We start from the raw sequence: 25,201 nt of genomic DNA on the forward strand, positions 1-25,201 counted from the left end.
TAGTCCGGACATCGATCGCTCCTTCGACTGGGATGACTACGATGGAACTTAGTAGAAGCAACCTACAGCAGAACATCGACGGAGGAAAACGCGGCGTGCCGAGGCAGCGGTGGCGCAGTGCGGCGCCTGGGATCGGGGCGCACTGCCGGGCGGTATGGTCGGTGCATCGCGGCCGAGGTCGGTGCGACTCGTCGATGGAGCGGTCCAGGCAGGGAGGAGGTCCCCGTGGGGCAGCTGGGGCATCTGGAGTCGGCGGTCATGGCGCGGATCTGGGCGTCCGGGCGGCCGATGCTCGTGCGTGAGGTTCTCGGTGACCTCCAGCTCGACCGTCCGCTCGCCTACACCACGGTGATGACCGTGATGGACAACCTCCACAAGAAGGGGTTGTTGACACGCGAGCGCGACGGGCGCGCCTACCGGTACCAGTCCGCGCAGACCCGCGAGCAGTACACCGCGGAGCTGATGGAGGACGCGCTGGCCAGCAGCGGGAACTCCGCGGCCACCTTGATGCACTTCGTGGCGCAGATCGCTCCGGAGGAGCTCGCCGGGCTAGAGGCGGCCGTCGCGCGGGCCCGACGCAGAGGGGAGCAGGCGTGATCGCCGCCGTGTCCCTCCTCGGCTATGCAGCGGCCATGGCGACCGTCGGCCCTTGGCTCCTCAACCGCACCCGGTGGACCCTGCGCTCACCCCGGCTCGGCATCCTGGCGTGGTTCGCCCTGGTCTCCTCCGTCCTGGTCGCGGTGCTGATGGCCAGCGTGGTCGCCTGGCTTCCGAGGTGGCCCGGAACGAGGGGTCTGGCAGACCTCCTGAACACCTGCGCCATGCTGCTGCAACAGCAGTACCGCACACCCGCCGGGGCCGTGACCGGCACGGTGGGCCTGCTCCTGGCGCTCGCCGTGGTCGCGCGACTGTTGCTGTGCGGCATGCGCATCGGAGTTACCACCCGTCGGGCCCGGCGGGCTCAGCGGCACCTGATCTCGATGGTCGGACCGGTCAGCGGACCGCACCCGGGGTACCACGTGGTGCACCACCAGGAGCCGGCGGCGTACTGCATCCCCGGCCGACACCCGGAGATCGTGCTCACCTCGGCGACCCTCAGCTCGCTGGACGGTCCCCAGCTGCGGGCGGTGCTCGCCCACGAGCGGGAGCACCTCCGCGGCCACCACCACCTCCTGGTGGCCCTCGCTGAGGCTGCCCGGGATGCCTTTCCCTTCGTTCCGGCCTTCGTCGCTGCCTTCGAGGAGATCACCCGCCTGGTCGAGATGCGAGCCGACCAACGGGCAGTGGAGGCCACCGACGAGCTCACCCTCGCCAGCGCGCTGCTCCGTCTCGCCCAAGGACGCACCCCGATCGGATCCTTGGCCGCCGGCGGAAGCGCGCTGGTCGCCCGGGTGGGACGGCTCACCGAACCGATGCAGCCGCTCACCCTCGCGCACGGCGTCGCCGTGCATGTCGCGGCGCTGATGCTCGCGGTGGTGCCCGTGCTCATCGCGGCCGCGCCCGCCCTCGCGGTCGTCTCCGCGCCGTACTGCCCGGTCTGGTGACCTGACCCGAGACCCCTCATCGAGCCGCGGGGGCCGGGTACACGGTCACTGCTCCGAGAGCGCGATTCCGCCGGCGTGTGGACCTCGGTGGCGAGGTGGGTGGCGGTGCGCTGATACTATGGAACTTAGTAGTCGCGCTCCCGGACGTGTCCGTCGGAGCAGCCCACCGGTGCGAAGGAGTCCTGCCGTGAGCCCGACGCAGCCGGCACGTGACGAGGGCGACCCCTCGTCCACCCGTGCCTCCGCCGGTGCTCCCGTGCGGGGTCCTCGAACCGCGCTCGGCCTCCCGGTGGCGGCCGCGGGAAAGGGGACTGCGGCGACCGTTCGTCCTCGAAGGTCGCCGGTCACGTCCACGCGCGGTCGGAGGTCGGACTTCGAGGCGTTCATGCGGGTGCCGGTCGACGAACGGCAGGCCGGCGGGTGGGACCCGTTCCCCGGGCTTCTCGACGAGGCCGAACCGCAGGCCATCGCCGTGACCTACCGGCTGCCGCCCCTGTCCGCACCCCGGGTCAGTGCGGCGATCCGCGTGGTCGGCGTGCGCCAGGGCGTCACGGGAAGGCCCGGCCCACGCGACCGCTTCCAGCGCGTCGAGCGTTTCACGGATGTTCCCGGCGGGAAGCGGGGGAGCGTGTCCCTCACCAGCCGCGTGGAGGGCATCGCGAGTGGCGAGTGGCGAGTGCGGGTCGAACCAGTCGAGTGCTCGGTCCCGGACGTCACGTTGCCGACGCGGATGATCCAGACCAGAAGTCGCTTCGCTCCGCTGGCGCAGGGGGTAGGGGTGCGGCTGTGGGCGTGGCCCTTGCTGGTGGGGTCTGGCGCGGCCGTCGCGCTCGTCGCGCAGGCCGTGCTCGCCGCACGAGCGGGCCTGGACGTGGCTGCCGTCCTCGCCCTGTCCGCATTCGCCTGCCTGGTGGGGTTCCTCGGGGGCAAGCTGTGGTACCTCGCTCAGCACCGCAAGGGCCTGAAGGACTTCTTGCGCTCCGGCGCCTGCATCCAGGGCTTCCTGCTGGCCGCTCTCGCCGTGCTCGCCGCCGGTTCGCAGCTCAGGGGTCTTCCCACCGGCACCGTCCTGGACATCACCGCGCCAGGAGTCTTCTTCGGTATCGCCGTGGGTCGTCCGGGATGCTGGCTGACCGGCTGCTGCGTAGGCCGTCCGACCACCTCGCGGGGGGGCCTGGTCTCCTCCGACCGCCGTCTGCGGATCCGACGCATCCCCGTGCAACTGTACGAGTCCGCAGCGGGGGCAGCCATCGGCGCGGCCAGCCTTACAGCCGTCCTGGTCGGGGTAGGCGCGCCGGGATCGGTGTTCGCCGTCGCGGTCACCGCCTACACGCTGGTCCGCCAGCTCCTGTTCCCTTTCCGGGGAGACCCGCACACGGTTCGAGGGAGGCTTGTGACCATCCTGCTGTCGACCTCGCTCCTCGCCGTGGCGTTGGTGACCCTCAACGGGTGAGCACGCCGTTCACCCGCTGACGGGCGCTGCGTCGCGAAAGCGCCAGCCCAAGAACGAGAGCAGAACACAGAGCAACGGCTGCGGCCTCGGCCCTGCTGACCGTGGCTCGGCGCCGTCCGGCGCCACCACCGAGAACCCTTCGAGAGAACAGGAACGGATATGGGAACGGACATGGGAATGGGAATGGGAATGGGATGGGCGATGGCCCTCTGGGGTCTCGTCGGGTTGGTCGTGCTCGTCCTCGCCGTACTCGCCGCGGTCTGGCTGGTGCGTAGCCTCATCAACGGCTCGCAGGCTGGTGGTCACGGAGACAGGGCCGAGGGCGAGCTCCGCGCGCTGTTCGCCGGAGGCCAAATCGAGGAGGACGAGTACCGTCGGCGCCTCGAGACTCTGCGGAAGCGGTAGAGACGCAGGGCGCGACGCCGGTACCCCGCCCTCCTGTCGCGGTCGGAGGCCTGAACACGTTGGCGCGAGGCACTCCATCGGCAGTGTTGCCGGGACGTCCACGGACCTTCGCACGGCTCGTTATCGCGCCGACCGCGCTCCTTACGCGATCGACGGTGCGCCTCCCGGGTCCCGCCTGCGCCAGGTGCGCCGAACTCCTATGTAAGATAGTAGATGATCATTCGTGCCGCCCTCCGGGAGTCACGCCGATTCGAGGAGGGAACCGTACGTGCACCAGCCCGCACCAGTCGACGAGACGCATGCCGACACCGCACGCGAGAAGGCGGCCGCAGCTCATCGCGAGGCAGTCGAGAGGCAACGCCGCCGACGCATCGCGATGGGGCTTGCGCTCGCCGTGCTCGCTGTCGCCGCTACGGTCGGAGGGGTCGCTGCCGTCCGGACGTCGGCCTCGAGCAGCACGCAGACGACGACGGAGCTGGCAGGCGGCAGCGGTCAGAGCGCAACTTCCGGGCCCCCATGGCCCGCCCCGACCCGGGACGTCGAGAAGCTCGTCGCGTCCGCCGGCCTCCCGTTCCGGATGGGGATGGCTGAGCATTACCACGCCCACCTCGACGTCATCGTCGACGGCGAGCCCGTGTCCGTCCCGGCGAACCTCGGGATCGACTCCGGCTCCGGCGCCATGGCCCCACTGCACACGCACACCGACGACGGCGTCATCCACATCGAAGCCACCACCAAGGGCGAGGTCTTCACCCTGGGGCAGCTGTTCACCGAGTGGGACGTCCCGCTCACCACCGACCAGATCGGTGGACTGCGGGCCGGCAACGAGAACGCCCTGACCGCCTACGTCGACGGGGACGCGGTCACCGGGGACCCGGCGCAGATCCAGCTGCGTCCCCGACAGGAGATCGCACTGGTCTTCGGTCCCCAGGACCAGCAGGTCGACGTCCCACGCACCTACGACTTCCAGGGCGGCGAGTAGTCGCATGGCGGGGGAGGAAGGAAGGGCGGGTCGGGTCATTCCCTCACTGGCCGCGAGGACGGTGACGCAGCGGCTCGCCACAGATGTCGTAGCCATCGAAGAACGCCCAGGCCCCCGCCAGAGCCGTCGCGCCCTCGGCCGAGTTGACCACGCCCTGCAGCTGCCCCGCCAGCTCGAACGCCTCGTCCTCCGACAGCGACTGACCCGACTCGGCCAGCTCACGACCCAGCCGCGCGCACTCCTCGCGCAGCCCCGCAATGCGGCGGGAGAGGGTCTCTGTGTCCATGCCTCAGTGTACCGAACACGTGTTCGACGGACAAGCGCTAGTTGTACCCGGCCATCAGGTTGGTGACAGGCGGCTGGTCGGTGGGAGTCCGCCGAGGGCGGTGTGGCGTCGTTGAGTGTTGTACTGCTCGAGCCAGGGGGCAAGGGCGTCGGCGCGGGCTTGGTTGCTGGTGAAGACTTGTCGGTAGGCCCATTCGGTGGCCAAGGTGCGGTTGAAGCGTTCGACCTTGCCGTTCTGCCAGGGGCAGTGGGGGCGGATGAACTTGTGCTTCGCGCCCAGAGCGGTCATCGCGGCCGCGACGTCGTTGCTCTTGCGGTAGCTGAAGTGGTTGTCGGTGATGACCCGCTCGATGACGGGGATGCCGTGCTCGGCGAAGTAGGCCGCGGCACGCTGGATGAAGGCCCCGCAGGTGGCTCCTTTCTCATCGGGCAGGATCTCGCTGTAGGCCAGGCGGGAGTGGTCATCGACCATCGAGTGCACGTAGTCGTACCCGATCCGGGCCTTCTTCTTCGCCGCGCTCGACCCCATCGAGCGGCCGTGGGCGCGCCACCCGCCACCGTCGGGGATCTTCCCGATCTTCTTGACGTCGACATGGACCAGCTCCCCGGGCCGGTCCCGCTCATAGCGGACCGCGGTGGACTTGCTGGCGCGGATCACCTCGCCGGTGAGTGGGTCCAGCACCCGCAGGAGCGGGACGTGGTGGCGGCGCAGGACGCGGCTGACGGTGCGGGCCGGCACGCCCAGCTCGGGCCCGAGCCAGTCCTGCCCGCGGCGGTGCTCGACCCTGGCAGCCAGGATCGCGGCCTCAACCGCTGCGCTGGTGCGGCGTGGGCTCGACCTCGGCCGGGAGGACCGATCCACCAGCCCGGCCTCGCCCTCGGCATCGAAGCGGGCCACCCACCGGTGGGCGCACTGACGCGAGATCCCCATCGCCTTCGCCGCATGCGCCACCGCCCACCCCTGGCGACGGACCCGGTCCACCAGAAGACGACGACCATGAACATTCAGACGAGCGTTAGCGTGGGCCACGAGAACCTCCGGGCGGTGTAGGACCTAGACAATCCACACCTCACCCGGAGGTTCTCCTCCTCGTCAACGCCTACGCGTCACCAACGTCCCGGCCGAGTACAGCTAGCTGCTGTTCGCTCGACGCGGTGGGACTGTCAGCATGTTGGCGCGGGTGTTTGTGGCCCCGGACGGAGAGGCATCGATGGTCGACGCAAGGGAACGGACCCCCGAAAGGCGCACTCCTGGGCGGCTGCTCACGGTTGAGAGGCACGACCGCTACCGGTGGCTGACCTCTCTGGCGCTCCTCGGAGTCGTGGCTGCGGCCGCCATGGCGCTCGTCGGTCTGCCGCCGGTGGACACCCACGGCCCGTTGCACTGGCTGGGAATCATGGGGCCGACCTGTGGGGCCACCCGGGCGGCGATGTTCACGGCTCGGGGTGAGCTGGGACTGGCGTGGACGTACAACCCGCTGGGGATCGCGGCGGTGGTGGGTGCGGGTCTGATGACCGCCCGGGCCCTCTGGGGGATCAGCACGAGGCGCTGGCCGGCGTGGGCGCTGTCGCTGTCGCCGAGGGCTCGGCGGGTGCTGTGGCTGGTGGCCCTGGCCACTCTCGTCATGCTCGAGGTGCGGCAGCAAGGGCGTGCCAACCTGCTCATGGGTCCCTAAGCCAGCGCTGTTCAGGTATATCTCTAGAGGGTAGTACGGTCAAAGTCGCGCACCCCATATGGGTACGACTGAGCAGGCAGCCATGGCCCACACCGTTCCCGGGTACATCGGTGAGACGCAGGCGGTCCAGAACCGGCTGCGGCGCATCGAGGGACAGGTGCGCGGACTGCAGCGCATGGTCGACGAGGACGTCTACTGCATCGACATCCTCACCTAGGCCGGCGCGGCCAGCAAGGCCCCGGAGACCGTGACCCTCGCCCTCCTCGACGAGCACCTGCGGCACTGCGTCACCGACGCGGTCCGTGCCGGCGGTGAGGAGGTCGACGTCAAGTTGACGGAGGCCTCCGACGCCATCGCGCGGTTCGTCCGCTCCTGACCGGCGACCGATTCACCGCCGGGACATCCCCCATGACCTCTCAGACCTACGGCGTCACCGGCCTCACCTGCGGCCACTGCGTCCAGGCCTTGACCAGCGAGCTGTCCGGCCTCGACGGCGTCAGTGAAGTCACCATCGACCTCGTGCCGGGGGACACCTCAGCCGTCATGGTCACTAGCGCCGGACCCCTGGACCGTGAGGCCGTCGCGGCCGCCCTCGACGAGGCGGGCGACTACCACCTCGCGTCCTGACGCGTCGGTCGGCGACGGCCGGGGAGGGAGGCTCTGATGACCAGCCATACCACGGGCGCCACGACCCACGAGACCCAGCTTGGTCATCGGGGGGATGACCGACGCCTCGTGCGCGGCCCGTGTGGAGAAGAAGCTCAACCGGATGGATGGAGTCACCGCAACGGTCAAGTACGCCATCGAGAAGGTCCGGGTCTCGTTCGTGGACGGCATCAGTCAGTGCCGCCGACCTCGTCGCGACGGTCGAGGCCACCGGCTACACGGCAGATCTGCCGCCGGATGCCTCGCCAGATGCCGACGGCGGGTCGACCGACCGGCACGCGCCGGACGAGCCGCCGCATGGCGGCAGCGGCTCCTCGTGTCGGCCGTGCTCGCCGCCCCGGTCGTGGTGCTCAGCATGCTGCCCTGGCGAGCCCGTCGTCGTCGGCTGTGTCCTCTACCCGCTTCGTCTGTCGCCAGGTCTACCAGCAGAGTCCGAGGACGCCGACTGCTGTCGTCCTCGGGTACCAGGAGCCGCGTACACGCGCCTCGTGGTGGCGGAGGCTCATTCGGCCATCGCTTCGGCACGGCGACTTGAGTCCGTCTCGGCGGGCCTTGCGAATGGCGTGGCTGCGGCCCTCGTGTTCGTCGTCGAGGGGGCGTAGCCGATGGAGGCGTACAGCCGGATCTTGTTGTAGTCGGCTCGGACCCGGTCGAGCTCAGCGGCGAGGTCGCCAGGGTCGACGGAACGGCCGGTCCGTGTCCGGCGTGGCCGACACACGCAGCTCGGCCGAAGTCGCGCTCTTGGGTCAGTCAGGGCCGCGGCGAGGGCTGCGGATCGTCGGTGTGCGCCTCGTCGTGGGATTGAGCCGGGTACGCGTGGACGACCGCAGTGGTGAGCCGCGGCACTTCGGCCGTCAGTGCATCTTCGGCCGCATGCGCGACGCGATGTGCCTCGTCGAGGGTCGCACGTGGGTCGACGTCCAGGTCGGCGTCGGCGTGGATCTCGTGTCCGATCCAGCGCATCCGCACCAGCCGCACGGAGCGGACGCCGTCGACGCGTGACAGAGCAGCTTCGGCTTTGTCGACGAGATCGGGGTCGACCGCGTCCATGAGCCGGCGGAAGACGTCCCGCGCCGCGGTCCGCAGGACGAAGAGGATCGCCACGGTGATGAGCAGCCCGACGACTGGGTCGGCCCACTGCCAGCCCAGCGCGACCCCGCCTGCACTTACGAGGACCGCGAGGGAGGTCAGCCCGTCGGTGCGGGCGTGGTGCCCGTCCGCCACGAGCGCGCCAGAGCCGATGGCCCGCCCTTCGCGGATACGGAACAGCGCGACCGCCTCGTTGCCGAGGAAGCCGATGAAGCCCGCGGCGGCGACCCAGCCGAGGTTGCTGATCGGTCGAGGGTCGAGTAGCCGGTCGATGGCCTGCCAGCACGCGAGGACGGCGGACAGGGCGATCATCGCGATGACGAAGAGCCCGGCGAGGTCCTCGGCCCGACCGAAGCCGTAGGTGAAGCGGCGGGTGGCGGCGCGCCGACCGATGACGAACGCGATCCATAGCGGCGCGGCGGTGAGGGCGTCGGAGAAGTTGTGGATGGTGTCCGCGAGGAGGGCGACGGACCCGGACCAGGCGACGACGACGAGCTGGAAGATGGCCGTGGTGCCCAGCCCGACCAGGCTCAGCTTGACCGCCCGGATCCCTCGCGCGCTCGCCTCTAAGGCGGAGTCGACGGAGTCGGGCGCGTCGTGCGAGTGCGGTGTAACGACGTGCGACAGCTGCTCCCACCATCCGTCGTGGTCGTGGTCGTGGTCGTGGTCGTGGTCGTGGTCGTGGTCGTGGTCGGGAGCTCCGCCGGGCCGGCTCATCGCGCGCTCTCCGTTAAGGGCGTGACGGCGCCGCGGTGGTGAGCGGGGACGCCGTCGGTCGCGTGCTCGGCGTTGTGGACCGCGTCCCGCACGAGGCTGGCGACGTGCTCGTTCTCCACCCGGTAGAACACCTGGTTGCCGTCGCGGCGGGTGCGGACGAGCCGTGCCATCCGGAGCTTGGCCAGATGTTGGGAGACGGCGGGTCCCGGCTTGCCGACCATCGCGGTCAGCTCGGTGACCGACCGCTCGGCCTCGAGGAGGGACCACAGCAGGCGCACCCGCGTGCCGTCGGCCAGCATTCGGAAGACCTCGACGGCGAGCTCGACCTGCTCGTCGGGAAGATCAGGTGTCTGCGAAGTTGCGCGCATACGCAGATACTAAGCGATGGTGACGGCTCCTGTGTTTCCGGGAGAATGCTGTCACTGGTCGGGCAAGGGCGGCGGTGGCGCCGTCGCATTCGGACCCCGGGGTCCGACTGCCACGATGCTCGTCGCCCCCATCTCGAGTAGGGGGTGAGCATCGGCACCTTCACCGCGCGGCTCGGCGCGGTGTTCGCTCTCGTTCGCGCGGCGTGATCGTCGCCGGCAGTCCGCTAAGCCGCAATCCGACGCGGGGGCCGTCACCCGGTCTGCGGTGCGGTGCTCCCGTCGGTTCCCCCGCTGCAGGTGGCGCCGGGCTCGGGGGTCTGCGGTCCCTGGCGGTACTCCCGGATGAACTCGGCGAGCCGGGGGTCATCGACGCCGTCCAGGGCGAGCTGGGTTCCCCAGGCGGAGGCGACGACGGGAGATGGAAGCCCCTTGTAGGGGGAGACGATCACGTAGTCCGCTGGAAGGTTGGAGACGAGGCTGTCGACCTGCCCGGCAGGCAGGTCGGGGGAGTAGGTGGCCCATACGGCGCCGTGCTCGAGGGAATGCACGGCGTTCTCGTTGGGGACGGGCTTGTCGTATACGCCGCAGTTGAGCCAGACGGGGTTGTGGTCTCCGCCGACGGGCGGCGACTGTTTGTAGGTCACGGGGGTCGTGACGTGGTTCCTGCTCGGCTCGTAGGTGCTCACAGCGTCGAGCGTGGGGCGGGTCGCCACGTCGCGCGCCACGGTGAACACGACGACGGCGATGATGGCCAACACGGCGAGGGAGGTGCCGCCGACCCAGAGCCACCGAGTGCGGCGTTCGCGGGCGCGCTGCTGGTTCTTCAGCTTCTCGAGCCGGGCACGGGAGGGACGATCGGGGCGGGCCACTAACGAGCTCCATGCGACAGGGAACTCGACCACGGTGGGACCGTGGTCGAGCGTGGAATTGTGAGCGGCGCGGTCAGGCGGTGATCGAGGTCAGGGCAGCCTCGAGACGGGCCCGCGCGTCGGCTGCCACGCCGTGCAGGTCCTGGTTGCCGGTGACCTGCACCATGACCTCCGGATCCATGGCCTCGACGAGCACCCGGTCGTCCGCCTCCCGGACGACGACGTTGCAGGGCAGGAGGAGGCCGATACCAGGCTCCGCTCGAAGAGCGTCGAGGGCCAGCGGCGGGCGGCACGCCCCGAGGATCACTTGGCCCGGGATCGTCTCGCCGGTCTTCGCCGCGAGGGTCTCGGCGATGTCGATCTCTGTGAGGACGCCGAAGCCCTGGTCCTCGAGGGCGGACCGGGTCCGTGTCAGGGTGTCGTCGAAGGGGCCGTCGGTCGTGACGGACAGTGCGTAGGACATGGCGCGGGCTCCTGTCTGGGTGTCGGACGATCCGACGCTCGCAGACCGTTCCTCGGGCGGCGTTGAGGAACCATGAACGTTTCGTCAAGAAGGTCGGGATGCACCGTTGCCGTGACCGCTGCGTGACGTCGACATGTGAGGCTCGACCCGTCGCCGCTCTCCTCGCCCTCGTCATCGCGGGTCTGACGGCGGACCGAACGACCACAAACAGGAGGACGGGCACATGCCAGAAGCGCACGGATCGGCAGTGCAGGAGTACCGGAGGCACCGGCGCCTGGTCCTGGCCGGCAAGGTGCTCATGGGCGTCGCCGCCGTCGTGGCGATCGTCCACGTCGGGGCACATCTGACGAGCAGCCCGTCGGGACTCGTCGACCTCGTGGCCGGCTATCCGGCGGCCGGCGCGGTCTTCGTCATCGGGGCGGTCCTGGCCGGCCGCGCTGAGCCGGGCACCCGTCGGTGATACTTGGCCACAGTTTCTTTGTCGCTGTAGCGCTGCTGCTCTCAACGGTCTTCGTGGTCGCCAGTCTGCGCAAGCGGCTCCCGCCGGTCTGTTGGCCGGTCGTCATTGCGGGTGGGACGGGTGCTCTGCTGGTTCCTGCCGGGATCGCTCACTACGCCGAGGATCGTTGGGATCTCGCGGCGATGGCGGCTCTGAGCGTGGCGGCGTTCGTGTCCCTGGCCCACGCCAGCCGCACGAGGATCGCGCAGCTGCCGCCGTGGTGGTCGGCGACGGTGGACCAGGAAGCGGGTCGGCTCGACCGTTGACGGACTCGCACCGCGCCGGGTCACGCGTCGTCGAGTGCGGCGTGGTCGATGAACGGTCTGTGCTCGTGATCGGCTGCGTACGCGCCGATCGGGTCGTCGTCCGCCGAAGCACCGATGACGTCGGCGACCTGGTGCTGGAAGGTGTCGAGCTCCGCCCGGAGTCGTCGTCCTGCGCGTCGGCACTCGACGTGCGCCGACGGGGCGCAGGCGCGGTCGGCCACGGCACGGGCCACGGGGAGGGCGGCGGCCAGGGCGGTCTCGCGCTGCGACTCCCGGAAGTAGTAGGACTCGCGGTACTGCTCCAGGTCGACAGCGGCAGTGGCGAGCTGCTGTATCAGGCCGTCCAGCAGGACCGCGTCGCTCGGGCCGGACCCCGCTCGTAGGTGGTCGGTGTAGCGAGTGCGGTGCAGGGTGTGCAGGCTGCGGGCGAGGACCCGGCGTCGGGTGAGGGCGGGGTAGAGCTGCAGGACCCACGAGATGGCCGCGGTCAGGAGGAGGAACCCGATCAGCGCCTCGAGGACGATGGCCGTCCGCATGGGTCCGTCGGCCGGAACGACGTCCCCTAGCCCGAGGGTGCTGACGGCGACCGTCGAGACGTAGAGGGCCGTGCCGAAGGTCGTCGCGGCCGGATGCCCGTGGTCGACGGTGAACGACTCCAGGCGTGGGTGGTAGACGAGCGCGAAGCCGCCGACCACGCCGAGGGCCCAGAGGGCGATGACGAGAACGAGGGCGGCCGGACCGGCGAGCTCCGGCCCGCGACCCCGGCGCCAGGCGAACCGGGTCCCTCGCCACACGGAGACGAAGGTGCTGCGGGCGATGGTCCCGAAGCCGCTCGGGTGGAAGAGGGTGTGGAAGATGTCCCGGAGCACGAGCCCGACGAGCAGGACCCCGGCCGTGGTCTCGAGCGTCGTCATCAGCGGGTCCCGCCCTCGGGCCGGTCGATGCCGGTCACAGGCCGGAGTAGGAGTGCATGCCGACGATGAAGACGTTGACGACGGCAAAGTTGAAGATGACGGCGCCGAAGCCGGCCAGGGCGATCCAGGTGGCGTTCTGGCGCCTCCAGCCGGTCGTGGCGCGGGCGTGGAGGTAGGCGGCGTAGGCGACCCAGATGACGAAGCTCCACACCTCCTTGGGGTCCCAGTTCCAGTACGAGCCCCAGGCCTGCCGGGCCCAGATGGCGCCGGCGATGACGGTGAAGGTCCACATCGGGAAGGCGACGACGTGCGCGGCGTAGGCGAGCCGCTCGAGAGCCTGCGCCGTCGGAAGCCGTCTCATGAAGGAGCGGCGGCCACGCGCGGAGCCGCCGGTCTCGATCCGGTCCTGGATCAGGTACAGGGCCCCGAGCGCAGCGCCGAGGGTGAAGACGGCGACCGTCATGGTCGCGACGGTGACATGGACGGCGAGCCAGTACGACCGCAGTGACGGCATGAGCTGGGATGCCTCCGTGTACCAGATAGTGACGGCCGACCCGAGGACGGCGAGGACGGGCGCCAGGACGAAGGCGCCCAGCCACCGCAGATCCCGCCGGGTCGACCAGGCGATGTACGCCAGGAGGGTGAACATGGCGCCGGCGAGCGCGAACTCGTACATGTTGCCGAGCGGCCACCGGTGGACGTCCAGGGCGCGCAGCACGACCCCGGCGACGACGAGGGCGGTACCCAGCAGGGTGAGCATCCAGGCGATGCCGGATGCCCGTCGACCAGGCCCGGGGTCGGGACGTCCGGTCTCGTGGTCGGGCCCGTCCGTCGTCGCGACCCCCACGAGCCCGGGGCCCGAGCTCTCGCCGTCGGGGGTCGGCGCCCCGGCAGGATCCACGAGCTGTTGCTGCGTCACGCGTGGAGCGGAGGTCATGGCGCCGTCCGATGTGGTGTCCTCCCGAGGCGCGGTTCGGACGAGGTGGACGACGTATCCCACGAGCGCGCCCGACAGGACGAGGAGGGCAGAGAAGACGGAGTAGTCGGAGAGCGCGGCCCAGGTCGATTCGGTCATGGCGTTCCTTTCACGGAGAGGATGATGTCGGCGACCTCGTCGTCCATGGCGGTGTCGTCGTCCTTGGCGAGACCCCCCACGGCCACGACCGTTCGGGCAGGGTCGTCGGCGGGGCGTACCCGGACGAAGAACCGGCGACGTCGGACGACGAAGCTGAGGACGAGTCCGGCGAGCGCGAGCAGGGCCGAGACGAGGGTGAGGGTCTTGCCGGGGTCGGTGCGGATGGACAGGCCGGCGAAGCGCTCGACGCCGTCGAAGGTGATCGACCCGCGACCGCCGGGCAGGTCGTAGGTGTCACCAGGGCGTAGGAGGATGCGCAGCTGGTCGGCGCCGTCCTTGCCGGGGAGCGCGGTCATCTGTGCGGTGTCGAGCGTGTACACGGACTGCGGTGCCCCGCCGGGAAACAGGGTGCCCGAGAAGGCGGTGAGGGCGAGCTGGGGGTCGAGGGCGTCGGGGAAGACCGAGTGCGGCCCCTGTTGCTGGTCGATGACGCCGGTGGGCAGGAAGAAGCCGGCGAACCCCAGCTCTCGGGCTGGGCGCCGGGGACCTTGATGGCCCCGACGGAGGTGTAGTTGTTGTCCTGGGCGAGGAACGGGGTGGCGTCGGAGTAGAGAACCCTGCCGTCGGCGCTCTTCACGGTGACGTGGGGGGCGTACCCGTTCCCCAGGAGGAAGACCGTGCCGCCACCGCTCTCGAGCGGGTGGTTCACCTTGATGTCGACCTCTCGGGCCGGTCCGGAGGCGGGGGTGAAGCGGGTGGTGGCGGTGAAGTCACGTGGGGCGCCGAACTGTCCCCGCCCGCGGTCCTTGGTCTCGAAGGAGACGGCGAACTCGTCCAGGGTGAGTGTGAACGGGTCGAGGTGGTTGACGTCGACCATTGGGCCGGGGCTGAAGGTGTCGTAGCGCGACAGGGTGTTGGCGAACGTCTGGCCCACGGGGAGGATGACGTCGCCCTTCCAGCCGAGGAGGTGACCCCAGGCAACGCCGATCAGGACGCCGATGAGGGCGAGGTGGAAGACGAGGTTGCCCGTCTCCCTGAGGTGACCCTTCTCGGCCGACAGCGTCGCGTCGTCGTACGCGTGGATCCGGTAGCGCCGACGCCGCAGGGTGGTCCGCAGTCGCTCGCGGACCTCGTCGGGGTGCCCGTCGATCTCCAGCTCGCGATGGGCGCCCAGCCGGTCGAGCCGCCGCGGCGCTCGCGGTGGGCGGGCCCGTACCTGCCGCCAGTGGATCCGTGAGCGTGGGGCGACGCAGCCGATGAGCGAGACGAAAAGCAGGAGGTAGATCGCGGCGAACCACGGTGAGGCGTACACCTCGAAGAAGCCGAGGCGGTCGAGCGCGGGCCCGGTGGTCGGATGGTCGGTGATCCACTGCGCGGTACGGGCGGCGTCGATCGAGCGCTGGGGAAAGGTACCGCCCGGGATCGCGGCGACCGTGAGGAGCAGCAGGAGCAGCAGCGCGGTGCGCATCGACGTCAGCTGCCGCCAGACGAACCGCAGCCACCCGACGAGCCCGAGCCGAGGCTGCATCACGGGACCGCCGGGGGCCGGCCCGTGGGCGTCTGACGCCGGCCCGGTGGGGCGCTGGTCGGTGCTCACAGCGAGACCTGGAAGCCGGCGACGAGCTCGGTCTGGACCCAACGGTTGAGGGTCTCCCACATGCCGGTGACAAGGAGTAGCCCGACGAGGATGAGCATGGCCCCGCCGAACATCTGGATGGGACGGTGGTGACGTCGCAGCCAGGCGGACGCCCGGCCGGCGCGGTCCAGTCCGGCGGCCACGAGGAGGAACGGCAGCCCGAGTCCAAGGCCGTACGCGACGGCCAGGGTGGCGCCCCGGCCCACCTGTGGGTCCACGGACGTGCTGGCCATGACCAGCACCGCGGCCAGCGTCGGACCGGTACACGGCGCCCACCCCAGGGCGAACACCGCCCCGAGCGCAGGCGATCCCGCGAGCCCTGCCCGTGGTCGCCAGCGGATCCGCGCCTCCCGGCCGCTGCCCACGCCGAGGAAGACCAGACCCATGAGGACCACGACCCCGCCACCGACCCGTGACAGCAGCACCCGGTGCTCCACCAGGACCCGACCGGCCGAGGTGACGAACACCGCACCCAGGACGAACACCACCGTGAAGCCCACCACGAACAGCAGAGCGCCCAGTACCGCCCGGCCACGCCCGGACTTCACCGCTTCCGCATCGGAGCCCTGACCGGTCAGCCCCGTCACGTAACCCAGGAACCCCGGGACCAACGGCAGCACGCACGGGCTGGCGAACGAGACGAGCCCGGCCAAGGCGGCGACGGCCACGGCCAGCGGCAGCGCGCCGGTCGCCACCGCGTCACCGGTGGCGACGGCCAGGATCTGCGTCACGACTCCGCGACCACGTCGTCGACGAGGCCCGTCAACGTGGTCGCATCGACGGTGCCGTTGACCCGGGCCGCGATCCGGCCTTTCGGGTCCAGCACCAGTGTGGTCGGCACTGTCGGCGCCTTGCCTTGCAACCGCAGGATCAGCACCCCCGCCTCGTCGGACAAGCTCGGGTAGGTGATCCCGTACTTCTGGTTGAACGCCGCCCCGCGTGCAGCCTCCTCGCGGAAGTCGATGCCCATGAACTGTACGGGCAGCGACTTCTTTTGAACGCTCTCCCAGGCCTTCTGAAGCCCAGGCGCCTCCGCCACGCACGGCGGGCACCACGACCCCCAGACGTTGAGAACCAACACCGTCCCGCGGGTCGAGGTGATGTCCCACGCCGTGCCGTCGAGCAGCTCACCCGACATCGTCACCGGCTCGGCCCGGTCCACCGCACGGACGGTCTCCACAGCGCCGTCACCGGACACGTAGCCCTTCTGGTCGCCGGCCTTCGCCTGCGCGGCGACAGAGTGGGGATCCGGAGAGCACCCGGCCAGCGCCGCCACGGCGGTGCTCCCGGCCAGGCCCAACAGCCCACGTCGAGCGATGTCGGCTGCGTGGCCGGTCACTGCCGACCGCCTCGTCCGGGCTGGAACGGCCGGGCACGGAAGCGCCGATGGCTGCCGACGGACGGGGCAACCGACGGGGCGGCCGATCCTCTTCCCGCCTTCGGCTGAGTGTCGACGCAGCGGATCACGGCGTAGACCACAGCGCCCCACAGGAGGGAGAGCGCCACCCCGGCGGCGAGGAGCGACCCGATACTTCCCGTGACCTCGAACACGCGCTCCACCGTGGCGTTCGCGTGTGAAGAGAGCAGCGACATCGTGTTGAGATTCCGTCAAGCCGGGCCATGGCACTTTCGGAGCCGCATCTACATGAAGTCTTCATGGTTCGGGTGGGGTGGCGGCCGGGGAACGGTCCGCACACTGGGACCACCGGCGGGTGGACCGCCACCGAACCTGGCTCGCGATCGCGGGTCCTCTTCCCGAAGGAGCCCGCGTGGCACCCAAGACCCTGGCTGTTTCGCTGACGCTCGCGGCCGTCGCGTTGACAGCGTGCAGCGGCACGGTGAGTGACGGTGCGGCGTCATCTTCGGCGTCGACGTCCTCGTTGTCCGCGACGACGTCAGCGACGTTCAACGACGCCGACGTCAGCTTCGCGACCGACATGATCTCCCACCACCGTCAGGCCGTCGAGATGGCGGAGCTCGCGGACACCCGGGCAAAGCGTCAGGAGGTCAAGGCGTTGGCGACGCAGATCAAGGACGCTCAGGGCCCGGAGATCAAGACGATGTCCGCGTGGCTGACCGCGTGGGGTCGGCCGGTACCGGCCGACATGAGCGGCATGGACATGTCGGGCTCGATGCCCGGGATGATGAGCACCGCCGACATGGCGTCCCTTTCCAAGGCCTCCGGAGCGGACTTCGACACCCGGTTCCTCACGATGATGGTGGCTCATCACGAGGGCGCCATCGAGATGGCACGTACCGAGATGTCTGACGGCGCCGACGCCGACGCCGTCGCTCTGGCGGGACAGATCGAGAAGGCGCAGACTGCGGAGATCGCGACGATGAAGAAGCTCCTCAGCTCCTGAAAGCCAAGGGTCAGGACCGCGAAGCGCAGACGCAGGAGGGTAGCCATCGACGAGGCGAGGACGAGTGACAGGATGTCCCGTCGAGCGCTGGTGCTCGTCCTGCCCCTCGCGGCGGTGGGTGCGACAGGCTGCGAGGCCGACGCGCAGACGCCGACGACCACCGACTCCCCGGCGGCTCGGCTGCTCCAGCCGGCTGCGTTCGCCGAGATGATCAGGAGGCCGAGCGTGACGGCGGTGAACGTCCACACGCCGTACGAGGGTGAGATCCCCGGGACCGACGTCTTTGTCCCCTTCGACCGGATCCGCGACGAACGCGAGCGGCTTCCCGCGGATACTGCGACCCTGATCGCCGTCTACTGCCGCAGCGGACGGATGAGCAGTGACGCGGCGCGCACTCTTGCGGGTCTGGGGTATACGAACGTCGTGGAGCTCCAGGGCGGGATGGACGCCTGGGAGGCCAGTGGCCGCAGCGTGGAGCATGACGCCGGAGGGTGATGACCGCGGTGCTCGCACCGCGTTGATGTTTCCCCGTGGACAGCTCGTGGTCTTCCACCGTCGTCGTGGGGGCCGGGGTCCGGCCGTGGGTGGTGCCCGGGTCGTGCAACAGCTTCCCGCCCTGTTGCGAATACCCTGCAATAAGGTGGGGGTGTGCCGACCGCCACCGACCGACGACGCTGGACGGCCAGCGAGCGGGTGGTCCTGGTCCGAGTCGTCTCGGCGGTCCTCCTCGTCAACGCCGTTGGCTGGGGAGTTCTCCTCCTGGTCATCGCGCCGCGCGGGTACGAGGTCGGCGACGCGGGCGTGTTCGGGGTCGGGCTCGGAGTCACGGCGTTCCTGCTGGGCGCACGCCACGCCTTCGACGCCGACCACATCGCGGTCATCGACAACACCACCCGCAAGCTCGTGGGCGAGGGGAAGCGGGCTCTCGACACCGGGTTCTGGTTCGCGCTGGGCCACTCCAGTGTCGTCTTCGGGCTGTCCTTCCTCCTCGCGGTGGGCGTGCGGGCCCTCGCGGGCCCCGTCCAGGACGAGAGCTCGACCCTGCAGAGCAGTCTCGGTCTGGTCGGGACGTTGGCGGCGGGAATCTTCCTCATCACGATCGGGCTCCTGAACCTGAGTGCCTTCTTCGGCATCGTCCACGCCTACCGCCACTGGAGAGCCGGCTCGTTCGACGAGGCTGCGCTGGAGCACCACCTGCACCAGCGAGGGCTGTTAGCACGCCTCTTCCACCGGGCCGTCCAGCGGGTCGACAAGCCGTGGCACATCTATCCGGTGGGCCTGCTCATGGGACTGGGCTTCGACACCGCGACACAGGTCGCCCTGCTGGTCCTCGCAGGCGGGACGGCCGCGTACACCCTTCCCTGGTACGCAATTCTCGTGCTGCCGACGTTGTTCGCGGCCGGCATGCTGCTGTTCGACAGCCTCGACGGCGTCGTGATGTCTCGCGCGTACAGCTGGGCGTTCGTCGACCCCGGGCGCAAGATCGCGTACAACGCCACCGTGACGCTCCTGTCGGTCGTCGTCGCGCTGGCCGTCGGCGTTCTGCTGCTGCTCCAGCTCACCGCGCAGCGCCTCGATGTTCCCGGGCTGTCCTGGGCGACGTCGGTTGACCTGGAGTTCGCCGGGTTCGCCCTCGTCGCCGTTTTCGCCCTCGTCTGGGCCACGAGCTTCGGCATCCTCCGACTGGCCCGCGCCCGTCGCGCCACCCGAACCCTCGGGTAGCGACCACGGCGTCAGACCGCCTCGACGACGCCCATCATCCCGAGGTCCTCGTGGTCGAGGATGTGGCAGTGGTAGACCGTCCGCCCGGGGTGGTCGCGCACGTCGACGCGGACGGTGACCTGTCCGTTCGCCGGCACGATGACGACGTCGCGCCAGTCCGGCTCGGCAGACTCCTCGGGACCGACGATCTGCATGGGCCACACGTGCAGGTGGAAGGGGTGGTCCATCGTCGTCGTGTTCGTGATGGTCCACTCCTCGACGGTCCCGAGCCGGAGCTTTTGGTCGACCCGGTCGGGGTCGAAGGTCCGTCCGCCGAAGCCGAACTCGGTCATGCCCATGCCCATCCCGCCGCCGGTCATCGTCAGCCGGCGGCTCCGGTCGACCGAGGTTCGGCGCAGGTCGCGGGCGGGGACCCCGGGGCCGCGCCATGAGACGGCTCGTGAGGCATCGGGCCCGGGAGTGATGGTGACCGCCGCGAGCGTGACGTCCTTGGAGGAGTCGACTTTGCCGCCCATCATGCCGCCACCCATGCCCATGTCCCCGCGGTCGTAGCTGCGGCTGCGGAGTGTCGTCGACCCGGTGGCCGAGGGCGAGACGAGGACGTCGACGCGGTTGCCCGGGGCGAGCAGCAGGGAGTCCCGCTCCTGGGGTGCGCTTAGAGCCTGGCCGTCGTAGCCGAGCAGCTGCCAGGGCCGGCCCTCGAGCTCGAGGTCGAGGAAGCGGGAGACGCAGGTGTTGACGACGCGCCACCGCTCGGTGGTCCCGGCGGTCACCTCGATGCGCGGCTCCCGGAGCCCGTTGACAAGGACGAGGTCTCCCTCACGGCCGAGCATGGCGTCCATGTGGCCGGCCCCAGCGACGGTGCCGTCGCTCGTGAGGGTGGTGTCGCTGACGACGAGAACCCGGTCGCGGTCGACGACCGGCTCGTCGGGTCCGGTGACGACGATGGCGCCGAGCAGGCCGCCGAAGACCTGGTCGGTGACGGTTCCGTGGTGGTGCGGGTGGTACCAGAACGTGCCCGACGGGTGGTCGTCGGGGATGCGGTACTTGTAGTCCGCGTCCGTGCCGGGGCCGACGATGCGGAAGACGTTGTCGCTCCTCCCGGCCGGGGAGACGTGCAGGCCGTGCGTGTGGAGGTTGGTGGCCTGGTCGAGCCGGTTGCGCAGGGTCACCCGCACCAGGTCCCCCGGGCGGACGACGAGTGTGGGTCCGGGCGAATGCCCGTTGTATCCCAGGGCGTGGGTGGAACGCCCCGCCAGGGTCACGCCGGGCGCCGCTTCCAACACGACCTTGAGCAGTCCGTCGGCGCTGCGACTGACCGGCGGCTCGGCGAACGAGGCCCCGCCGGTCGAGGATCTGCCCACGGCCTGCCAGGTGCCCCAGGCCCCGAGCGCGACAGCGGTCGCGCCCAGGCCGCCCGCGGCGACCACGGCGCGCCGGCTCACCGGGGGGCGCGGGTCCGGCGTCATCGTCGCCGCCGTCGGGTGGTCCACCAGGTTGCGAGGGACACCAGAGCGACGAGCGCGACCGCGACGCCCCACCCGCGCAGGCCACCGATTCCCGGCCCGGCCGAGGCGGCGCTGAGGGCCGCCTCCGGTCGCATGGCCTTCAGCACGTTCTTCTCCATGGCTCCACCATCACGCGGACAGATGGAGACGCGGCTTGCGGCCCGTCAAGAAGCGATGAAGATCTGCGGGTCCCGCTCGACCTCCCGAAGGCTGCTCCAGCACAGTAGGACGGTCGTCGTGTCGTGGAGGAGATGGACCGTGGGAGTGCGCCTGGGACCCGTCCCACGACCGTCCGGGTGGCCGGTGGCGGTCGAGGACCACGACCGCCACCGTTGGGTGACCCTCGTCGCGACCGGGGGCATGGTGGCGGCCGTCGTGCTCGCCGTGGTCGGACTGCCGTCGCTCGACACCCACGGACCGCTTCATCGCTGGGGTGTCATGGGTCCCACGTGTGGAGCGACGCGGGCGGCGGTGTTCACCGTTCGCGGCGAGCTCGGCCTCGCGTGGACGTACAACCCGCTCGGCATTGCCGCTGTCATGGCCGCGGGACTCATGGTGCTGCGCGCGGGGTGCGGCGCTCTCACGTCGAGGTGGCCGGCCTGGGTCTGGTCGCCTTCCTCGGGGGCTCGCCGCCTGCTGTGGCTGGGCGTCGCCGTCGCCGTGGTCGCGCTCGAGGTGCGACAACAAGGGCGGGCCGACCTGCTGATGGGCCCCTGAGGGAGCCACTTGACGCATACCCCCCACGGGTAATAACCTTTCTTCGTGATACCCCCATGGGGTAGGCGAGGAGGCGGAGATGGCACACACGGTCCCGGGCTACATCGGGGAGAAGCAGGCGGTGCAGAACCGGCTGCGGCGGATCGAAGGCCAGGTCCGCGGTCTGCAGCGGATGGTCGACGAGGACGTGTACTGCATCGACATCCTCACGCAGGTCGCAGCCGCCACGAAGGCCCTCGAGACCGTGGCCCTCGGCCTGCTCGACGAACACCTCCGGCACTGCGTCACCGACGCGGTCCGGGCCGGAGGTGACGAGGCCGAGGTCAAGCTGACCGAGGCGTCGGACGCCATCGCCCGGCTCGTCCGCTCCTGACCGCACCACCACCCATCGAGAGGAACACCACCATGCCCACCCAGACCTACAGCGTCACCGGCCTCACCTGCGACCACTGCGTCCACGCCGTCACCGAGGAGCTGTCCGGGATCGATGGCGTCACCGGAGTGACGATCGACCTCGTGCCCGGGGACGCCTCCGCCGTCGCCGTCACGAGCGCGGAGCCCCTCGACCAGGAGGACGTGGTCGCCGCGCTGGACGAGGCGGGCGACTACCACCTCACGTCCTGACCCACACGCTGGCGGCCGCACCAGGAAGGAAGACCAGTCATGACCGACGTCACCGCAGGCGCCGCGACACACGACACCGAGCTCGTGATCGGCGGCATGACCTGTGCCTCGTGCGCTGCCCGGGTGGAGAAGAAGCTCAACCGGATGGACGGCGTCACCGCGACGGTGAACTACGCCACCGAGAAGGCGCGGGTCACCTTCGTCGACGGCATCAGCGCCGCCGACCTCGTCGCGACGGTCGAGGCCACCGGTTACACCGCACAGCTGCCGTCCGAGCCGTCGGCGACGCCCGCTGACACGGCGACCGCCGGCGAACCGGACGAGGCGGCCGGCTGGCGGCAGCGGCTCGTGGTGTCGGCGGTCCTCGCGGCCCCGGTTGTCGTCCTCAGCATGGTGCCGTGGCTCCAGTTCGACGGCTGGCAGTGGATCACGCTCACCCTGGCCTCGCCGGTCGTCGTGTGGGGCGCGTTGCCGTTCCACCGCGCAGCGGTCACGAACGCCCGGCACGGGGCGGCGACGATGGACACCCTCATCTCGGTCGGGGTGGCCGCGGCCTACCTGTGGTCGCTGTGGGCGCTGCTCTTCACGATGGCCGGCGAGCTCGGGATGCGGATGGAGTTCACGCTGCTGCCGAGCGCGGCCGGCAGCGAGCCGCACCTCTACCTCGAGGTCGCGGCGGCGGTCACGGTCTTCATCCTCGCCGGGCGGTACTTCGAGGCGCGGGCCAAGCGGGACTCGGGCGCGGCGCTGCGCGCGCTGCTCGACCTCGGCGCCAAGGACGTCGCCGTGCTCCGCGGCGCCGGAACGGACGAGGCCGAGGTCCGGATCCCCGTGTCGGACCTCGCGGTGGGGGACCGGTTCGTCGTCCGGCCCGGTGAGAAGGTCGCCACGGACGGCGTCGTCGAGTCCGGGACGTCGGCGGTCGACGCGTCCATGCTCACGGGGGAGTCGATCCCGGTGGAGGTGGGTCCGGAGGACGCCGTCGTCGGCGCCACCGTCAACGCCGGCGGCCGGCTCGTCGTGCGGGCCACCCGGGTCGGGTCCGACACCCAGCTCGCCCGGATGGCGCGGCTCGTCGAGGACGCGCAGAGCGGCAAGGCGGAGGTTCAGCGGCTCGCGGACCGCGTCTCGGCTGTGTTCGTGCCGGTCGTCATCGTCCTGGCCCTGGCGACCCTCGCCGTCTGGCTGCTCCTGGGACACCCGGCGGCGGCGGCCTTCACGGCCGCGGTCGCGGTGCTCATCATCGCCTGCCCCTGTGCTCTGGGGCTCGCCACGCCGACCGCCCTGCTCGTCGGGACCGGTCGCGGGGCGCAGCTCGGCATCCTCATCAAGGGTCCGGAGGTCTTGGAGTCGACCCGGGTCGTCGACACCGTCGTCCTCGACAAGACCGGCACCGTGACGAGCGGACGGATGCGGCTCGTCGAGGTCGTGCCCGCCCCGGGGGAGGAGCGGGACGAGGTCGCCCGCCTGGCCGGCGCGGTCGAGGGTGCCTCGGAGCACCCGATCGCCCGGGCCGTGGCCGACGGGGCGCGCGACCTCGTCGAGGGCCGGCTGCCCGGGGTCGAGGACTTCTCCTCGACCGCCGGGCTCGGGGTCCGGGGTGTCGTGGACGGCCGGGTCGTGCTCGTCGGCCGACCCTCCTGGGTGCGGGACGCGCACGACGTCGCCGTCGACGACGCGCTCCTCGCCGTCGCGGCCGAGTCCGAGGCGGAGGGCGCGACCGTCGTCCTCGCCGCATGGGACGGCGTCGCCCGCGGTCTCCTCGTCGTCGCCGACACGGTGCGGCCGACGAGCCCCGACGCGGTGCGTGCACTGCGCGACCTCGGGCTGCGCCCGGTCCTCCTGACCGGCGACAACGACCGCGCCGCGCGGTCCGTCGCCGCGGCGGTCGGGATCGACGAGGTGCACGCCGAGGTCCTGCCCCAGGACAAGGTCGACGTCGTGCGAGCCCTCCAGGCCGACGGCCGGGTCGTCGCCATGGTCGGTGACGGCGTCAACGACGCGGCTGCGCTGGCCACGGCCGATCTCGGGATCAGCATGGGCACGGGCACCGACGTCGCCATCGAGGCCTCGGACCTCACTCTCGTGCGGGACGACCTCACGGCCGCCGTCGACGCCATCCGGCTCTCGCGACGCACCCTGGCGACGATCAAGGGCAACCTGTTCTGGGCGTTCGCCTACAACGTGGCCGCGATCCCGCTGGCGGCCCTCGGCCTGCTCAACCCCCTGATCGCCGGGGCGGCCATGGCCTTCTCCTCGGTGTTCGTCGTGACCAACAGCCTGCGGCTGCGAGGCTTCCGGGCATCGACGACGCCGTGAGGACGCCTGCCGCGCCGGTCCGTTGGCGACGAGTGGGGTCAGACCACCCGTTCGAGGGTCTCTCCCAAGTCGGTCGTACGCACCACGGTCTCGCCGACGACGAGGAGGACGTCCAGCCCGTCGGCGGTGCTCGTCGCGGACACCGCGGAGGCTTGACCGACCGACCCGCCCGCCGCCCAGGTTCCGCCGGCATCCTCGCTGACGACGAGGGAGCCGGTGACGCTCACCCCGACGAGGGTGTCGGCGTCGGCCCACGCGACGGTGACGAGCAGATCGGGCGTCGTGACCGGTGTCCACGTCCGGCCCTCGTCGTCGGACGAGAGCAGACCCTGCTCGGTGGTCGCGAGCAGCCGACTACCGGTGGGCGAGGCCGACAGCGTGCGCGGCGGCGCCGGGATCGACCGTTGCTGCCAGGAGGAGCCGTCGGTGCCGACGCGCAGGGCTCCGTCGAAGCCTGCGACGACACCGGGGCCCGCGGTGAGGGTGTGGAAGTCGGACTCCCCGGCCCGGGAGACCGCGGCCCAGGACTGCCCTCCGTCCTCGGACCGGATGAGCCCGACGGGCTGGTCCAGGTCGACGCCGGGACCGGGGTGGCCGGACGCGAGGTAGGCGCCGCCGGGCGACACGGCGAAGCCCATGAGGTCGACGACGGGCCCCACAGGCGTGGGCCCGGACGGATCGACGCGGTACAGACCGCCGTGCGTCGCGAGAAGGACGTCACCGCTGGCGGGGTCCCGGGCGACGCCGTGGATGTGCCCCATCGCACGTGCGTCCGCGCTCGAGGCCCCGAGGTCGGCATCCTGCGAGGTGGAGCCGCACGAGGCGAGGACCAGCGCCGCGACGACCGCGGTCGCGAGGCTCACGGCGATGCGATGAGGGCGAGTGGCCAGTGGCCGGCGAGGCATGAGTGGCGTCTCCAGAGCTCGGGGTCGAGATCGGGGGCGGCCGGCCGCCCCGGTCGGCGGACACCGAGCGTTTCAGCCGCAGGTTCAGGTTCCATGAAGAATCGACGAAGGATGGTGGCGCGCAGTCCCGGGACCT

The 25,201-nt window shown here is 70.7% G+C and carries 29 protein-coding genes and 2 pseudogenes; 17 read left to right on the forward strand and 14 right to left on the reverse strand.

Annotated elements, in window-relative coordinates:
- The first annotated feature begins 225 nt into the window (after positions 1–225).
- From LG324_RS04410 to LG324_RS04425, 4 genes are all read left to right on the forward strand, one after another.
- Positions 226–597 (forward strand): BlaI/MecI/CopY family transcriptional regulator, encoded by a 372-nt coding sequence (locus LG324_RS04410; protein ID WP_404352162.1) that lies wholly within the window; start codon positions 226–228, stop codon positions 595–597.
- Positions 594–1,544, forward strand: a complete 951-nt coding sequence (locus tag LG324_RS04415; protein ID WP_404352164.1) for a M56 family metallopeptidase — start codon at positions 594–596, stop codon at positions 1,542–1,544. The genes LG324_RS04410 and LG324_RS04415 overlap by 4 nt, the downstream gene beginning before the upstream one ends.
- A gap of 385 nt (positions 1,545–1,929) precedes the next feature.
- Positions 1,930–2,997, forward strand: a complete 1,068-nt coding sequence (locus tag LG324_RS04420) for a prolipoprotein diacylglyceryl transferase family protein (protein WP_404352166.1) — start codon at positions 1,930–1,932, stop codon at positions 2,995–2,997.
- A gap of 988 nt (positions 2,998–3,985) precedes the next feature.
- On the forward strand, positions 3,986–4,384 hold the full coding sequence (locus LG324_RS04425) for a hypothetical protein (protein WP_404352167.1): 399 nt from the start codon (positions 3,986–3,988) through the stop codon (positions 4,382–4,384).
- Between the two features lie 43 nt (positions 4,385–4,427).
- On the opposite strand, the gene LG324_RS04430 is transcribed toward LG324_RS04425, so the two are convergent.
- Positions 4,428–4,670: a hypothetical protein gene (locus tag LG324_RS04430; protein WP_404352169.1), complete on the reverse strand. Its 243-nt coding sequence runs from the start codon at positions 4,668–4,670 to the stop codon at positions 4,428–4,430.
- A 54-nt stretch (positions 4,671–4,724) separates the two neighbouring features.
- A complete protein-coding gene (locus LG324_RS04435) occupies positions 4,725–5,699 on the reverse strand; it encodes an IS481 family transposase (RefSeq protein ID WP_404352171.1) in 975 nt (324 codons plus the stop codon).
- Positions 5,700–5,991: 292 nt separating this feature from the next.
- Between LG324_RS04435 and LG324_RS04440 the strand changes: the two genes are divergently transcribed.
- The 4 genes and pseudogenes from LG324_RS04440 to LG324_RS04455 all read left to right on the forward strand — a co-directional run bounded on the left by LG324_RS04440 (position 5,992) and on the right by LG324_RS04455 (position 7,546).
- Positions 5,992–6,345, forward strand: a complete 354-nt coding sequence (locus LG324_RS04440; protein ID WP_404352173.1) for a DUF2752 domain-containing protein — start codon at positions 5,992–5,994, stop codon at positions 6,343–6,345.
- 82 nt (positions 6,346–6,427) lie between these two features.
- A pseudogene (locus tag LG324_RS04445) lies at positions 6,428–6,721 on the forward strand (metal-sensitive transcriptional regulator).
- 32 nt (positions 6,722–6,753) lie between these two features.
- Positions 6,754–6,972 (forward strand): heavy-metal-associated domain-containing protein, encoded by a 219-nt coding sequence (locus tag LG324_RS04450; protein WP_404352175.1) that lies wholly within the window; start codon positions 6,754–6,756, stop codon positions 6,970–6,972.
- A gap of 94 nt (positions 6,973–7,066) precedes the next feature.
- The gene (locus LG324_RS04455) at positions 7,067–7,546 is read left to right on the forward strand and encodes a cation transporter (protein ID WP_404352177.1); all 480 of its coding nucleotides are present in this window, start codon (positions 7,067–7,069) and stop codon (positions 7,544–7,546) included.
- 215 nt (positions 7,547–7,761) lie between these two features.
- Here LG324_RS04455 and LG324_RS04460 read toward each other — a convergent pair whose 3' ends face one another.
- The 4 genes from LG324_RS04460 to LG324_RS04475 form a co-directional block, all read right to left on the reverse strand.
- On the reverse strand, positions 7,762–8,817 hold the full coding sequence (locus LG324_RS04460; RefSeq protein ID WP_404352179.1) for a cation diffusion facilitator family transporter: 1,056 nt from the start codon (positions 8,815–8,817) through the stop codon (positions 7,762–7,764).
- On the reverse strand, positions 8,814–9,185 hold the full coding sequence (locus tag LG324_RS04465) for an ArsR/SmtB family transcription factor (RefSeq protein ID WP_404352181.1): 372 nt from the start codon (positions 9,183–9,185) through the stop codon (positions 8,814–8,816). The genes LG324_RS04460 and LG324_RS04465 overlap by 4 nt, the downstream gene beginning before the upstream one ends.
- 251 nt (positions 9,186–9,436) lie before the next feature.
- Positions 9,437–10,054, reverse strand: a complete 618-nt coding sequence (locus tag LG324_RS04470; protein ID WP_404352182.1) for a DUF3105 domain-containing protein — start codon at positions 10,052–10,054, stop codon at positions 9,437–9,439.
- Between the two features lie 73 nt (positions 10,055–10,127).
- Positions 10,128–10,517: a DUF302 domain-containing protein gene (locus LG324_RS04475; protein WP_404352183.1), complete on the reverse strand. Its 390-nt coding sequence runs from the start codon at positions 10,515–10,517 to the stop codon at positions 10,128–10,130.
- Positions 10,518–10,740: 223 nt separating this feature from the next.
- Here LG324_RS04475 and LG324_RS04480 point away from each other — a divergent pair, with 223 nt between their 5' ends.
- Positions 10,741–10,977 (forward strand): hypothetical protein, encoded by a 237-nt coding sequence (locus LG324_RS04480; RefSeq protein WP_404352184.1) that lies wholly within the window; start codon positions 10,741–10,743, stop codon positions 10,975–10,977.
- 53 nt (positions 10,978–11,030) lie between these two features.
- Positions 11,031–11,282, forward strand: a complete 252-nt coding sequence (locus LG324_RS04485) for a hypothetical protein (RefSeq protein WP_404352186.1) — start codon at positions 11,031–11,033, stop codon at positions 11,280–11,282.
- Positions 11,283–11,302: 20 nt separating this feature from the next.
- On the opposite strand, the gene LG324_RS04490 is transcribed toward LG324_RS04485, so the two are convergent.
- The 5 genes and pseudogenes from LG324_RS04490 to LG324_RS04510 all read right to left on the reverse strand — a co-directional run bounded on the left by LG324_RS04490 (position 11,303) and on the right by LG324_RS04510 (position 16,246).
- Complete coding sequence (locus tag LG324_RS04490) at positions 11,303–12,196, reverse strand: potassium channel family protein (protein ID WP_404352187.1); 894 nt, start codon at positions 12,194–12,196, stop codon at positions 11,303–11,305.
- Between the two features lie 34 nt (positions 12,197–12,230).
- Positions 12,231–13,271, reverse strand: a complete 1,041-nt coding sequence (gene ccsB, locus LG324_RS04495; RefSeq protein WP_404352188.1) for a c-type cytochrome biogenesis protein CcsB — start codon at positions 13,269–13,271, stop codon at positions 12,231–12,233.
- A pseudogene (locus LG324_RS04500) lies at positions 13,268–14,799 on the reverse strand (cytochrome c biogenesis protein ResB). The gene ccsB and the pseudogene LG324_RS04500 overlap by 4 nt, the downstream one beginning before the upstream one ends.
- A gap of 65 nt (positions 14,800–14,864) precedes the next feature.
- Positions 14,865–15,638 carry a cytochrome c biogenesis CcdA family protein gene (locus LG324_RS04505; RefSeq protein WP_404352189.1) on the reverse strand — a complete coding sequence of 258 codons (774 nt, stop codon included), beginning with the start codon at positions 15,636–15,638 and terminating at the stop codon, positions 14,865–14,867.
- Complete coding sequence (locus LG324_RS04510; protein ID WP_404352190.1) at positions 15,635–16,246, reverse strand: TlpA family protein disulfide reductase; 612 nt, start codon at positions 16,244–16,246, stop codon at positions 15,635–15,637. Before LG324_RS04510 ends, LG324_RS04505 begins: the two co-directional genes overlap by 4 nt.
- Before the next feature lie 430 nt (positions 16,247–16,676).
- On the opposite strand from LG324_RS04510, the gene LG324_RS04515 reads away from it, so the two are divergent.
- The 3 genes from LG324_RS04515 to LG324_RS04525 all read left to right on the forward strand — a co-directional run bounded on the left by LG324_RS04515 (position 16,677) and on the right by LG324_RS04525 (position 18,992).
- Positions 16,677–17,270 (forward strand): DUF305 domain-containing protein, encoded by a 594-nt coding sequence (locus LG324_RS04515; protein ID WP_404352191.1) that lies wholly within the window; start codon positions 16,677–16,679, stop codon positions 17,268–17,270.
- Between the two features lie 72 nt (positions 17,271–17,342).
- Positions 17,343–17,765, forward strand: a complete 423-nt coding sequence (locus tag LG324_RS04520) for a rhodanese-like domain-containing protein (protein ID WP_404352192.1) — start codon at positions 17,343–17,345, stop codon at positions 17,763–17,765.
- Between the two features lie 153 nt (positions 17,766–17,918).
- Positions 17,919–18,992, forward strand: coding sequence for a HoxN/HupN/NixA family nickel/cobalt transporter (locus LG324_RS04525; RefSeq protein ID WP_404352193.1), 1,074 nt, complete (start codon positions 17,919–17,921; stop codon positions 18,990–18,992).
- Between the two features lie 11 nt (positions 18,993–19,003).
- On the opposite strand, the gene LG324_RS04530 is transcribed toward LG324_RS04525, so the two are convergent.
- Together LG324_RS04530 and LG324_RS04535 are read right to left on the reverse strand one after the other, a co-directional pair.
- A complete protein-coding gene (locus LG324_RS04530) occupies positions 19,004–20,485 on the reverse strand; it encodes a multicopper oxidase family protein (protein WP_404352194.1) in 1,482 nt (493 codons plus the stop codon).
- Positions 20,458–20,619 carry a hypothetical protein gene (locus LG324_RS04535; RefSeq protein ID WP_404352195.1) on the reverse strand — a complete coding sequence of 54 codons (162 nt, stop codon included), beginning with the start codon at positions 20,617–20,619 and terminating at the stop codon, positions 20,458–20,460. The genes LG324_RS04530 and LG324_RS04535 overlap by 28 nt, the downstream gene beginning before the upstream one ends.
- Before the next feature lie 217 nt (positions 20,620–20,836).
- Between LG324_RS04535 and LG324_RS04540 the strand changes: the two genes are divergently transcribed.
- From LG324_RS04540 to LG324_RS04555, 4 genes are all read left to right on the forward strand, one after another.
- Entirely contained in the window at positions 20,837–21,217 is a 381-nt protein-coding gene (locus tag LG324_RS04540) for a DUF2752 domain-containing protein (protein ID WP_404352196.1), read from the forward strand.
- A 79-nt stretch (positions 21,218–21,296) separates the two neighbouring features.
- Positions 21,297–21,590, forward strand: coding sequence for a metal-sensitive transcriptional regulator (locus LG324_RS04545; protein ID WP_055816919.1), 294 nt, complete (start codon positions 21,297–21,299; stop codon positions 21,588–21,590).
- Positions 21,591–21,622: 32 nt separating this feature from the next.
- Positions 21,623–21,841, forward strand: coding sequence for a heavy-metal-associated domain-containing protein (locus LG324_RS04550; RefSeq protein ID WP_404352198.1), 219 nt, complete (start codon positions 21,623–21,625; stop codon positions 21,839–21,841).
- A gap of 39 nt (positions 21,842–21,880) precedes the next feature.
- Complete coding sequence (locus LG324_RS04555; protein ID WP_404352199.1) at positions 21,881–24,160, forward strand: heavy metal translocating P-type ATPase; 2,280 nt, start codon at positions 21,881–21,883, stop codon at positions 24,158–24,160.
- A 38-nt stretch (positions 24,161–24,198) separates the two neighbouring features.
- Here LG324_RS04555 and LG324_RS04560 read toward each other — a convergent pair whose 3' ends face one another.
- The gene (locus tag LG324_RS04560; protein ID WP_404352200.1) at positions 24,199–25,023 is read right to left on the reverse strand and encodes a F510_1955 family glycosylhydrolase; all 825 of its coding nucleotides are present in this window, start codon (positions 25,021–25,023) and stop codon (positions 24,199–24,201) included.
- Positions 25,024–25,201: the final 178 nt, after the last annotated feature.

This window comes from Phycicoccus jejuensis (assembly GCF_044797865.1).
Classification (GTDB): domain Bacteria; phylum Actinomycetota; class Actinomycetes; order Actinomycetales; family Dermatophilaceae; genus Phycicoccus; species Phycicoccus jejuensis.

Bases quoted from the DNA above. Each gene is read 5' to 3' on its own strand.
- LG324_RS04420 (WP_404352166.1), top strand. From the start codon at position 1,930: ATGCGGGTGCCGGTCGACGAACGGCAGGCCGGCGGGTGGGACCCGTTC.
- LG324_RS04425 (WP_404352167.1), top strand. From the start codon at position 3,986: ATGGCTGAGCATTACCACGCCCACCTCGACGTCATCGTCGACGGCGAG.
- LG324_RS04430 (WP_404352169.1), bottom strand. From the start codon at position 4,670: ATGGACACAGAGACCCTCTCCCGCCGCATTGCGGGGCTGCGCGAGGAG.
- LG324_RS04450 (WP_404352175.1), top strand. From the start codon at position 6,754: ATGACCTCTCAGACCTACGGCGTCACCGGCCTCACCTGCGGCCACTGC.
- LG324_RS04455 (WP_404352177.1), top strand. From the start codon at position 7,067: ATGACCGACGCCTCGTGCGCGGCCCGTGTGGAGAAGAAGCTCAACCGG.
- LG324_RS04460 (WP_404352179.1), bottom strand. From the start codon at position 8,817: ATGAGCCGGCCCGGCGGAGCTCCCGACCACGACCACGACCACGACCAC.
- LG324_RS04465 (WP_404352181.1), bottom strand. From the start codon at position 9,185: ATGCGCGCAACTTCGCAGACACCTGATCTTCCCGACGAGCAGGTCGAG.
- LG324_RS04475 (WP_404352183.1), bottom strand. From the start codon at position 10,517: ATGTCCTACGCACTGTCCGTCACGACCGACGGCCCCTTCGACGACACC.
- LG324_RS04480 (WP_404352184.1), top strand. From the start codon at position 10,741: ATGCCAGAAGCGCACGGATCGGCAGTGCAGGAGTACCGGAGGCACCGG.
- LG324_RS04490 (WP_404352187.1), bottom strand. From the start codon at position 12,196: ATGACGACGCTCGAGACCACGGCCGGGGTCCTGCTCGTCGGGCTCGTG.
- ccsB (WP_404352188.1), bottom strand. From the start codon at position 13,271: ATGACCGAATCGACCTGGGCCGCGCTCTCCGACTACTCCGTCTTCTCT.
- LG324_RS04520 (WP_404352192.1), top strand. From the start codon at position 17,343: ATGTCCCGTCGAGCGCTGGTGCTCGTCCTGCCCCTCGCGGCGGTGGGT.
- LG324_RS04535 (WP_404352195.1), bottom strand. From the start codon at position 20,619: ATGGAGAAGAACGTGCTGAAGGCCATGCGACCGGAGGCGGCCCTCAGC.
- LG324_RS04545 (WP_055816919.1), top strand. From the start codon at position 21,297: ATGGCACACACGGTCCCGGGCTACATCGGGGAGAAGCAGGCGGTGCAG.
- LG324_RS04550 (WP_404352198.1), top strand. From the start codon at position 21,623: ATGCCCACCCAGACCTACAGCGTCACCGGCCTCACCTGCGACCACTGC.
- LG324_RS04555 (WP_404352199.1), top strand. From the start codon at position 21,881: ATGACCGACGTCACCGCAGGCGCCGCGACACACGACACCGAGCTCGTG.